The sequence below is a fragment of the Terriglobus sp. YAF25 genome (assembly GCF_052113305.1).
Taxonomy (GTDB): Bacteria; Acidobacteriota; Terriglobia; order Terriglobales; family Acidobacteriaceae; genus Terriglobus.
Window position 1 is genome coordinate 1 of record NZ_JBFRCY010000550.1, and the last position, 5,842, is coordinate 5,842.

At 56.9% G+C, this 5,842-nt stretch carries 5 protein-coding genes and 1 pseudogene; 2 read left to right on the forward strand and 4 right to left on the reverse strand.

Going from position 1 to position 5,842, the window contains the following annotated elements:
• The 3 genes and pseudogenes from AB4043_RS19855 to AB4043_RS19865 all read right to left on the reverse strand — a co-directional run.
• Positions 1-483: pseudogene (locus AB4043_RS19855) on the reverse strand (transglutaminase family protein); the annotation flags it as partial.
• An 89-nt stretch (positions 484-572) separates the two neighbouring features.
• Positions 573-1,322 carry a molybdopterin-dependent oxidoreductase gene (locus AB4043_RS19860; RefSeq protein WP_442307869.1) on the reverse strand — a complete coding sequence of 250 codons (750 nt, stop codon included), beginning with the start codon at positions 1,320-1,322 and terminating at the stop codon, positions 573-575.
• A gap of 2 nt (positions 1,323-1,324) precedes the next feature.
• Positions 1,325-2,071, reverse strand: a complete 747-nt coding sequence (locus AB4043_RS19865; protein ID WP_442301942.1) for a cytochrome b/b6 domain-containing protein — start codon at positions 2,069-2,071, stop codon at positions 1,325-1,327.
• Positions 2,072-2,143: 72 nt separating this feature from the next.
• Here AB4043_RS19865 and AB4043_RS19870 point away from each other — a divergent pair, with 72 nt between their 5' ends.
• Complete coding sequence (locus AB4043_RS19870) at positions 2,144-3,097, forward strand: AAA family ATPase (protein WP_442307870.1); 954 nt, start codon at positions 2,144-2,146, stop codon at positions 3,095-3,097.
• Between the two features lie 110 nt (positions 3,098-3,207).
• Here the strand turns inward: AB4043_RS19870 and AB4043_RS19875 are convergent, their stop codons facing one another.
• Positions 3,208-4,428, reverse strand: a complete 1,221-nt coding sequence (locus AB4043_RS19875) for a hypothetical protein (protein WP_442307871.1) — start codon at positions 4,426-4,428, stop codon at positions 3,208-3,210.
• Between the two features lie 757 nt (positions 4,429-5,185).
• On the opposite strand from AB4043_RS19875, the gene AB4043_RS19880 reads away from it, so the two are divergent.
• Positions 5,186-5,842: hypothetical protein (locus tag AB4043_RS19880; RefSeq protein WP_442307872.1), on the forward strand; the 657-nt coding region annotated here is incomplete at its 3' end.

The following is a 5,842-nucleotide window of genomic DNA, read 5'->3' on the forward strand; positions in this document are numbered from 1 at the left end:
GCTCACATGATCGTGAACCCAGTCGCTCACATGATCGTGAACCCAGTCACGAATGGTCACCGCCAGCAGCCATCCCTTGGGAACACTCCCGAAGAGATCGCAGGCAAGACCGCACATCCGGTCTACCTCGCAGTAGCGGCTGGCGAGCAGGAAGGGCAGCACTGCCGCCGGAAGATCCCGCACCTCGGCCTGTTGGGCGTCTACCTTCACCAGATCGGGCACGCCATCGATCTCCACCACATTCGATCCGCTTAACCGCACCGCCCCAGCCGGCAAATGCACACGTGAGCAGCGATTACCGTAGCTGTCCTGATACTTCTCGGTCACCAGCCGCGACATCAGCCCGCCATCAAGATGCTCCACGACAAGCGATGTCACCTCACGCGCGAGAGCATCGACCGACGGATGCAGGTCCAGCATAGCGAGCATCGTTATCGGAGCAGGAAGCTGGAACTGAATATCGAATTCAGAGCGAATGAGCATAGATTCACCAGTTGCTTTCTTTGGTTCTATGATGCCGAAATGCCATCGGACCGCTGTCTGCGGCCCCTTATGCCACACCCATTGCAGCTCTAAATGCCTGCATACCAGGCATATCCGCCCTCCGGCGAAGACGATCCCAGCCCCTTGCCGAAGCGCTTCATCGAGTCCGTTACGGTGATAGAGTCGACAAACTTCAGGCTCTTGTAGCCAAGCTGCCGTGGCAGACGAAGACGCAGCGGTCCACCAAACCTGACCGGCAGATCGTCATCATTCATGCCATAGGTAAGCAGCGTCTGTGGATGCATCGCATCGGCCATGTCGATACTCTCCCACCAATCGCGGTCGATGGAACGATAAACAACGTAGCGAGCCTGAGGCAGCATGCCGGCAGCGTGCAGGACTTCGAAGAGCGGCGTGCCGATCCACTCAGCGATATAGGACCAGCCCTCTTCGCACGCCAGCTCCGTAACCTGGCTGCGCGTTGGCAGTGTCTTGAGATCAGCAAGTGAGAGCGATGCCGGATGCTCCACCATGCCATCGATCGTCAGCTTCCAGTCCTTGAATCCCCCCGCCTGATKGCGCTTGAACTCCTCTTTGAGTGGCGGTATCTCATTCGCAAACGGAGCCTTCGAGATCATGTTGCGAGAGAACTCACGCGCCGTCGAGTGCGTGGTCATCAAACGCTGCGTCGCATAGGTCAGCGTCTCTCCCGGACCATAGACACCGCCGCTGTCAGGAGGCACCAGGCCATATCTCCGCGCCAGCCGCGCCGCTATGCCTGCAGCAGAAACACCGGCGCCCGCAGCCACGGCTGCAGCAATCATCCTTCGCCGCGTCATGCTCATAGCTGTTCCTCCTTCACGACACCGGTCACCATCGCCCGCGTCCGGCTCCAGAAACCCGCCAGCGTCACCATCATGACATGCACGACAAAGAACAAGACCAGCGCAATAGTCGCGAAGAAGTGCAGCGTCCGCGCAGACTGCCGTCCCCCGAGAGCCTCCACTGCCCACGGAGCAACGGAAGCAACGGCAGGCGACAACGCTAGACCAGTCCAGAGGAGCAACGGAAACAAACCAAAGATCACGCCCAGATACACCGCGCGTTGTACAGCGTTATAGGCCCCGCGCTCTTTTACCGGAGCGCGGTGAAGATATCTACCCAACACTGCCGTGTATGCCTTCCAGTTACGCTGTTCACGTGCCGGCAGAAGATCGCGGCGAAGATGTCCGTTCCATAGACTCGCCAGCACATAGACGATACCCGTTAGAACAATCAGCCATGCCGCCTCGAAGTGCAGATAGCGGCTCCATCCGTTCTGATCCGGCAGCACGGCGTATCCCGTGGGCACCATGGCGCGGGACGACGGCACATGCAGTGTGAACAACGGATGCATGTTCACATTGCCGGTCTCTCCCCAATAGAATCGCGGGTGCGAGAGAAGAATCTCTATACCGGTCACCAGCAGTGCCACAAAACAAAGCACCGTGATCCAGTGCGTGACACGCACGACGGCGGAGTGCCGCGATCTCTCGGTAGCAGGCGCTGCAACAGTAGTGGGCACGACGGGAGCATAGCACGGAGTCACCGTCGTTCCTCCACAAGAAATCAGCCATTTTCGGGGTGCAACAGCTATGCTGCAACCAGCTATGCTGCTTCTATGATTCGCACCATCGCCATCCAGGGATACCGCTCCATTCGCGATCTCGTTCTTCCCCTGGGGCAGCTCAGCGTCGTCACCGGAGCTAATGGCAGCGGAAAGTCCAATATCTACCGTTCGTTACATCTGCTTGCGGATGCAGCGCAGAACGCCGTCGTGGGTTCGCTGGCGCGTGAGGGCGGGCTCCCCTCCACCTTCTGGGCTGGTCCTGAAACTATCGCACGCAGCGTGCGGCAGGGCGAACATAAGATCGAACCCCTGGCCGGCAGGAACTCTGCAAGCCTTATGCTCGGCTTCGGCGGCGATCTCTACGGATACAGCATCGATCTCGGTTACCCGATACCCTCCCAGACAATGTTTGGACTAGACCCACGCATCAAGCGGGAGTGCATCTGGAACGGCCCCCTCTATCGCAGAGCCTCCGCGATGGTCGACCGCCGTAATAACTTCGTCTGGCTCTCCACCACCAGGGACGAAGAACCGGTCATGCTGACCCAGCACCTCGCCGACACCGACAGCATGCTCGCCAGTATCCCCGATCCCCAACGTGCACCGGAGATGCTCGCCGTTCGCGAGTCGATTCGAAGCTGGCGCTTCTACGATCACTTCCGCACCGACGCGGACTCTCCCGTACGCACGGCGCAGATCGGCACCTTCTCTCCGGTACTGCATCTGACTGCCGCTCTGCTGACTCCGCGGCCACCGGAGCTGTTGGTCCTTAACGAACCGGAGACCAGCCTCCATCCGGACCTGCTGCCTGCACTGGCAAGGTTGATCCGCGCCGCCTCACGCAACACACAGATCATCATCGTCTCTCACGCGCAAGCCCTGGTCGAAAACATCCTCGCCGAATCCGGTTGCGCTCACTTGCACCTGATCAAATCATTCGGAGAGACCACACTGGAGTCAGCCACACTCTTCAACACACCGAAGTGGGCCTGGCCTGCACGATAGAGTGTTTTCTCTGTAGGTGTCGTGTAGGACTTCCGCACCTGTGGACGTTTTCCTCAATGAAAACGCCGCTGCACGCTCCTCCCGGGATATCCGGCAACAGGAAAAATGCCCTAGCCAAAGGCAAGGACCGCAGCAGGCTGCGCTTCCGGTGCCTCTTTCGCTACCCGAAGCAGCCACCAACCCACCACATAACCGACAATCGCCAGGGGCAGAGAGATCTGCAATGGCGCCTCTATATCCGGCAGATAGCTCACAACCAGATGAATCGCCAGAAACCCCCACGCCTTTGCGCCGCTCTTGAAGATCGGCGGAAGGCAAGCCGGAACAGCAAGCATAAAGACCGGCCAGGCATAGCCGAACAACCGCGGCACCGCTGTTCCCAGCATCGGCGCCAGCAAAAACGAGATCACGCCGTAAATCAAGCAGAAGCGCAGAAAAAGGCTTTCACGCCACAACGAACGCCACGTACGAATAGGAAAAAAGAAAAGCAGAAGCAACGGGAAAAGCCCAAAGCGTGTCAGGCCATCAAAAAGCGTCGTCAACGGCAAAGACAGCACCCACTCGCAGACACCAAAGGCTTTGATGGGACCGAATGGCAAATGTATCTGCCAGGCAGGTGTACATATGTTCATGCCGGGTGTCCACGGATAAGCTCCAATAACATTCTTAAAAAAATTCCAGGGGATTTTGCCCAGAACATAGAGCGAACCCGGAACATGTTGCTGGTTCGCCAGGGCGTTCGCGCTCAGCCGGCTAGTAATGAAGGAACCTGCAAAGGTTGCTACAAAAGCAAGTACGCGCTCGACTACACTCAGACGCCACCAGGTAGCCAACAGCAGGCATAACAGCACCAACAAGGTGGATTCTCGCGAGAGCGAAAGCGGAAACAACATAAGTATCGCCGCTAGCGTCTGATGATTTGCCAAAGCGTAGAGCATGATCGACAACAGCGCTGCATACCAGAGATCGGGAAGCGCCAGTCCCCGGACCAGATCAGCCCAGAAGAAACAACCGCCTGTAGCAATCAGGATCCACACCGGTGTCCCCGAGCGCAATAGAAGACCACCAACGATCGTCAGTACGGCAACGACCGAAACGATCCCGAGAGCAATAAAGATCGAATAGACAGAAAAACCTGTCAGATGCGAAAGGCCACGAACGACCAAAGGCTGCAGTTGACGCATGGCGAAAGGCTGCATGACACGCTCAACATGGCCTTCGGCGAGAGCGATGTACCACTCTACATCAGAGATCGAAAAGAGACTGCTGCCCCGATATCCTCTGACGAGCGCCAGCAACGAAGAAAGTACAACAAAGATCGCCAGTTGCAACGGTTGAATGGGCTGCTTTGACCGCATCCGTGTCTGCAAAGAAGGAGCCGAGAACAAGGTCATGACCTGTTTTCTTTCGAAAAAGTAGATGAGCCTACTTTACCGTGACCGGCATGGAGCGCGCATCGACCTGCCAGAGGGATGCGGCATAAGGAGCAAATCGTATAAGAATGGATATGGAGGAACGAAGTGGTCACCGTAGCCTCACCAGGTCTCAAATACCACCCGATTGTTCGAGTCCCCCCTCCCCCAGTTGTGCATACGTCGAATGTTCGCCCTCTGAACTTTAACCGCCGTTACCCGCTMCGGCGGAAGGCGCAGCAAAGCGTAAGACAAGGACTTTTGCGGGTGAGACTCCTGAGTGCTCATTCACGACTCGTTAATGTAGGCCGAGGTTCATATGCTTTCAATGAGAAGTCGTCACGCTAGAGCATTTTCCCTGTTGCTGGGTAGCCCGGAAGGGAAGTGCAGCGGCGTTTTCATTGCGGAAAACGCCCATAGATGCGGGATCCCTACACTACACCTACAGGCAAAATGCTCTACCCGTGTTCTTTGGGTAGCGGCTGCCCTATTGCTGGTCTTCTGTGCCCGCTCTCAATCGCAAACAATTGCTTGTTCCACTTCCGGCGGTATCGTTTATTTCGACGGTGCCAATTATGTTTGCTCTCTCGGCGCTATCTCCTCTGATCGAAAAAGCATTACAGCTCGTCCCCAAGTGACCGCCAACCAGGTCCACCTCCCGTGGAATATGGAAACAATGGGGCCGAACAATATCCAGGCGAATCTCGTCTCCGCCGGTTGCGGCACTGCCGCTTGTGACTCGATCTCAGGAGAACTCACTACGGACAATTCCGACTATAGGATTCGCCCGGCCATCCCGACGAATAGTTATAACAACGAAGGTGTCGGTGTAAACGGAGCTTTTAATCCGCTGAGCCATAGTCAGCAGAAGCAGGGATACTTCGGCTGGAAAACGGCAAACTCGACCAGCAACTTCGGCGGCAACTATGTTCCGTTCAACTTCTCGACTGTGGTCTCGCATCAGCCTCCAGCGGGCCCTTACCACGGCGCCATGACGGGCATGACGTTCAACTACCTCAACGGTAACGATGACACGCTGACCGGAAGCCGACAGAATTACCAGGGGCTCAAACTATTCATCAACTCCGCTGGCGGTCAACAAGGAGGACTTCTCGATGCCGAATCCTGGCTCACCGGCGACGGAGACAACGTAGGACTCGTGCAGTACCTGCAATGCACTGGGCATAACCAGGGAGACAACGAAGGCTGCGAGTTCTATCGCCGTTTTGCTTTCGACCAGGTATCGCGATTCGGAATCCAACTGAACGCTTCTCCAACCTTGCAGAGTCCTGCTTATCCAAACGCGCGGACGGGGATTTGGCTGCTCGCGGGA